This window comes from Dietzia sp. SYD-A1 (assembly GCF_015356725.1).
GTDB lineage: Bacteria > Actinomycetota > Actinomycetes > Mycobacteriales > Mycobacteriaceae > Dietzia.
Window position 1 is genome coordinate 1 of record NZ_JADDKI010000427.1, and the last position, 3,929, is coordinate 3,929.

A 3,929-nucleotide genomic window follows, 5' to 3' on the forward strand; every position below is an offset into this window, starting at 1 on the left:
ACCCGGCCCCCTCCCGCAGGCCCTCTCGCAGGCCTTTGACCAGGCCCTGCGCGGTCTCGCGCTGACGCCTCATCCCGCCGTGGATCACCACGTCGGGCCGCAGCCCGCGGGCCGCCATGTCCCGGCCGGTGAGCTCGGCCTGGAGGTGGCCGGTCTCGGAGAGCCGGTCGTAGTCGCCGCTCCCGAACGAGGCCTGACCGTGGCGGACCAGGTGGATGGCCCCCATCAGCGATCGACCCCCGTCACGTGCGCTTCCCCGTCCGCGGTAGGCCTCCGAGGAGCCCGACGATCTTCTGGCGCGCGTCGTGCACCCCGCCCGCGAGCAGCGGCACCACGACTCTGGGTACGGCGAGCACCTCCGGGATCACGTCGCGCGGGCCGAGCCGGGTGGGCGTCAGCCGCCCCTCGCCGGTGCGGATGATGCGCAGGCAGCGCTGCTCGAGGAACCCCACCGCGGGCCGGAACGCGCGGAACGCCGGGTTCGTCGTCTGGCCGTGGAAGAAGCGGTGGTTGATCTGCTGGGCGATCACCGCGAGGCGGAACAGTCCGAAGACCTCGTAGAACCGCCAGTCGTCCCTGCTGATCTCCAGGCCCGACCGCTCGGCGTAGCGCTCGACGACCTCCCACCGGGTGAGCATCCCGGGCGCGTGCGTGGGCTGGCGCCGGAACGCCTTGAACACCGGGCCGTCCCCGTCCTCGACCCAGTAGGCCAGAGCGCCACCCAGGTCCATGAGCGGGTCACCGACGGTGGCCATCTCCCAGTCCAGGACGCCGATGACGGAGGTGATGTCGCCGGGGTCCAGGACCAGGTTGTCGAAGCGGAAGTCGTTGTGGACCAGGCAGTGGCCCACGTCGTCCGGCTGGTTGGCGTCCAGCCACGTCATCACCGGCGCGAAGTCGGGCACGTCGGGGGTCCGCGCGCGGCGGTAGCGGGCCGACCACCCCTCGACCTGCCTGCGCACGTAGCCCTCGCCACGGTCGAGGTCGTCCAGGCCGGCGGCCCGGACGTCGACGGCGTGCAGGTCCACCAGGGCGTCGACCGCCCGTTCGGACAGACGCCGGATGGTGGCCCTGTCCGCGCGGAGTTCCCGGGGGAGGTCCTTGCGCAGGATCGTGCCCTCGAGTCGCTCCATCACGTAGAAGTCGGACCCGATCACCGACTGGTCGTCGCAGAACCCCACCATCCTGGGCACCAGCGGGTACACCGGGCGGAGCGCCGACTGGACGCGGTACTCGCGCTTCATGTCGTGGGCACCGCGGGCCTTGGTGCCGGGCGGAGGGCGGCGCAGCACCAGGTCCCCGCCGGGATACCGCAACACGTAGGTGAGGTTCGACGCGCCTCCGGAGAACTGGCTGACCTCGGGCACGACCGGCTCGTCGTCGTCACCCAGATCCATCCCCGCCAGCACCGTGGGGTCCTCCGGGGTGACGGCACGCAGCCAGGCCGCCACCGCCTCCACGTCGAACGCGTCCTCCCTGCGCACCGCGCCCGCGCCCGGGATCCGGCGGCTCAGGGGTGAGGCCCCGTGCGGTCGGCTCATCGGCCCGACTCTGCATCGGTAGTGGCTCCGGCGGCGTCGCGGTACGGCGCGAGCATCGCCCGGGCGACCACGCCCAGGTGGACCTCGTCGGGGCCGTCGGCCAGTCTGAGCGAGCGCGCGGTGGCGTAGGCGCCGGCGAGTGGGAAGTCGTCGCTCATCCCGCCACCGCCGTGCAGCTGCAACGACATGTCGATCACCTTCTGGGCCATCTTCGGCACGGCGGCCTTGATGGCGCTGACCTCCACGGCCGCCTGCCCCTCGGTGTCGAGCTTCCAGGCCGCGTGCTGCACCAGCAGGCGGGCCTGGTCGATGGCGATCCGGGCCTCGGCGAGCCGCTCCCGGTTCCCGCCCAGGTTGACGACGGGTTTGCCGAAGGCCACCCGGCCCGAGGCGCGACGGCAGGCCAGGTCGAGCGCCATCTCCGACAGCCCGATGAGCCTCATGCAGTGGTGGACGCGGCCGGGGCCGAGCCGACCCTGCGCGATCTCGGCGGCCCGCCCGGGTCCGGCGATGATGTTCTCCACCGGCAGACGCACGCCCTCGAGGGACACCTCACCGTGGCCGAGCGGTTCGTCGTAGACACCCTGTGCGGTGAGCATGCGCTCGACGCGCACCCCGGGGGCGTCCATGGGCACCAGCACCATCGAGTGCCGGAGGTACCGGTGGGCGTCCGGGTCCGACACACCCATGAAGATGCCCACCTTGCAGTCCGGGTGGCCGACCCCGGTGGACCACCACTTGCGGCCGTCCAGCACCACCTCGTCGCCCTCGACCCGCGCGGTGGCCGCCATGTTGGAGGCGTCGGAGGAGGCCACCTCCGGCTCCGTCATGAGGAAGGCGCTGCGGATCCTCCCGTCCAGGAGCGGGTCCAGCCATCGGTCCTTCTGCTCCTGCGACCCGTACTTGAGCAAGACCTCCATGTTGCCGGTGTCCGGGGCGTTGCAGTTGAACACCAGGGGCGCGATGAACGAGCGCCCCATCTCCTCCGCGACGGGCGCGTAGTCGGTGTTGGTCAGGCCGGTTCCGCCGTGGGTCCCGTACCGCTTCGCGTAGGGACCCTCGTGTCCGGCGGGCAGGAAGAGGTTCCACAGTCCCTGCTCGCGCGCCCTGGCCTGCAGATCGGTGATCCGCGGATCGACCGCCCAGGGGTCCTCGCCGGCCAGACGGCGGCGGGCGATGTCGGCGTGGATCCCCGGCTCGAGCGGAGCGATGTGCGTGTCGATGAACTCGCGGACCGCCGCGGTGAGCTCGGCCGCGCGGGGTGAGGGTGAGAAGTCCATGCTGTGCATCGTGGCACACCCGGGTGAACGGGGCCGTCCCACGGCGGCGGCTCGGCGGATACCTCTGGCAGGATCGCGGAGGTGAGCGAGAACGCGCGAACCCCCCTCGCGGACCGGGTCGACCCGATCCGCGACTGGTCGGCGCGACGCACCTACCGGGCGGGTGACTTCCGCGCCGAGGACCTCGTCGCGGCCAAGGCCGGCCGCCGGGTGTCCGTCGTGCTCCCGGCCCGGAACGAGGAGTCCACGGTCGGCGTGATCGTCGCCGCGCTTCAGGCCGAGCTGGTGGAGCGGGTGCCACTCATCGACGAGGTGGTGGTGATCGACTCCCACAGCGCGGATCGCACAGCGCACGTGGCCCGTGCCGCCGGCGCGAGAGTGGTGGCGCAGGGAGATGTGCTGCCCGCACTGGGAGACGTCCCGGGAAAAGGCGAGGCGCTGTGGAAATCCCTCGCAGCCACCGACGGGGAGTTCGTCGTGTTCCTCGATTCCGACCTGCGCGACTTCGACCCGGCGTTCGCGATCGGACTGCTGGGCCCGCTGCTCACCGACCCCGGGGTGGTGTTCAGCAAGGGCGCCTACGAGCGTCCTCTCGACGACGGCCGCACCGTCCTGCCGGCGGGCGGGGGACGGGTGACCGAGCTCGTCGCCCGACCTCTGTTGGCCACCTACTGGCCCGCACTCGCCGGGTTCGTGCAGCCGCTGGCCGGCGAGTACGCCGGGACCCGTCACGCCCTCGAATCCATCCCGTTCGCCGGCGCATACGGAGTGGACATCGGGATCCTGGTGGACCTGTTCGAGGCGTTCGGCCTCGATGCGCTCGCCCAGGTGGACCTCGGTCGACGCACCCACCGACACTCCCCCGATTCGGCGCTGGCGGTGATGGCGATGCACCAACACCTCGCGGTACTCAGCCGCCTGCGGCGCCACGGTCGGGCACCGGACACCCACGCCCCCGGTGACACGCTCACCCTGCACAGGCGCGATCCCGTCGGAGGCGGGTTCCACGCCGAGACCGTCGACGTCTCCCCCGGTGAACGGCCCCCGATGAGCGAGGTCCGCGAAGAATTGACCCGGTGAGCGCTCCACGCGCCCTCCAGCCCCGACC

At 72.0% G+C, this 3,929-nt stretch carries 4 protein-coding genes; 1 reads left to right on the top strand and 3 read right to left on the bottom strand.

Features of this window, described 5'->3' with window-relative positions; all coding sequences use genetic code 11:
- The 3 genes from IY392_RS15195 to IY392_RS15205 form a co-directional block, all read right to left on the bottom strand.
- Positions 1-226 (bottom strand): phosphoglycerate mutase family protein (locus IY392_RS15195; RefSeq protein WP_194861659.1); only part of this gene is annotated, 226 nt, incomplete at its 3' end.
- A 16-nt stretch (positions 227-242) separates the two neighbouring features.
- On the bottom strand, positions 243-1,541 hold the full coding sequence (locus tag IY392_RS15200) for a phosphotransferase family protein (RefSeq protein WP_107757567.1): 1,299 nt from the start codon (positions 1,539-1,541) through the stop codon (positions 243-245).
- Positions 1,538-2,821, bottom strand: coding sequence for an acyl-CoA dehydrogenase family protein (locus IY392_RS15205; RefSeq protein WP_194861660.1), 1,284 nt, complete (start codon positions 2,819-2,821; stop codon positions 1,538-1,540). The genes IY392_RS15200 and IY392_RS15205 overlap by 4 nt, the downstream gene beginning before the upstream one ends.
- An 81-nt stretch (positions 2,822-2,902) precedes the next feature.
- Here IY392_RS15205 and IY392_RS15210 point away from each other — a divergent pair, with 81 nt between their 5' ends.
- Positions 2,903-3,901 carry a glucosyl-3-phosphoglycerate synthase gene (locus tag IY392_RS15210; protein WP_194861661.1) on the top strand — a complete coding sequence of 333 codons (999 nt, stop codon included), beginning with the start codon at positions 2,903-2,905 and terminating at the stop codon, positions 3,899-3,901.
- The last annotated feature ends 28 nt before the right edge of the window (positions 3,902-3,929 follow it).